The sequence below is a fragment of the Streptococcus sp. SGI.013 genome (assembly GCF_050315295.1).
Taxonomy (GTDB): domain Bacteria; phylum Bacillota; class Bacilli; order Lactobacillales; family Streptococcaceae; genus Streptococcus; species Streptococcus porcorum.
In genome coordinates, this window is record NZ_JBNPOS010000080.1 from 1 (window position 1) to 882 (window position 882).

General features: G+C 46.4%; 1 protein-coding gene. It reads left to right on the forward strand.

All coding sequences use genetic code 11. From position 1 onward, the window contains the following. On the forward strand, positions 1-882 hold an 882-nt coding region (locus ACQRDX_RS09370; RefSeq protein ID WP_427896625.1), incomplete at both ends, for a mucin-binding protein.

Genomic DNA, 882 nt, shown 5'->3' on the forward strand with positions numbered 1-882 from the left:
ACAGAGGTTGACCCAGGTAATCCAGATGGACCTAAATGGCCAGATGGTGTGAAAGAAAGTGACCTCAATCAAACCGTCACACGAGTTATCAAGTACCAATACGAAGATGGCTCAGAAGCTCAGCCAGATGTCGTAGAAACCTTGACCTATAAGCGTACTGCGACGGTTAACCTAGTGACTAAAGAAGTGACTTATGGAGAATGGACCTCAACTGATGATGACTTCGACATGGTGGACACACCAGCCATCGCAGGCTACACTCCAGACAAGGCAAGTGTTGAAGCTGTTCAGGATGTTCCGGCAACTGATCCAGACACCGAAGTTATCGTTAGATATGTCAAAGACGCTCAAAAAGCTACCATCACCTACCAAGACGACACCGGTCAACAGCTAGGAGCTATTGATGAAGTGATCGGTAAGTCAGGTGAGCCAATCAACTACACCACAACAGATCGTATCACAGAGTTAACAAACCAAGGCTACGAAGTGGTTCGTGATGGCTTCACTCAAGACGGTGGACAGGTCTTCGATACCGATAAGGTTAGTGACCAAAGCTTCACTGTTGTTGTGAAAGCTAAAACTGTTACAGTCACACCTGAAGATCCGAAAAATCCAGGTACTGAGGTAGACCCAGGTAATCCAGACGGACCTAAATGGCCAGATGGCGTGAAGGCTACAGATTTAAACGAAGAAGTAGTAAGAACCATCAAGTACCAATACGAAGATGGCTCAGAAGCTCAGCCAGATGTCGTAGAAACCTTGACCTACAAACGTACTGCGACGGTTAACCTAGTGACTAAAGAAGTGACTTATGGAGAATGGACCTCAACTGATGATGACTTCGACAAAGTAGACACACCAGCCATCGCAGGCTATACACCA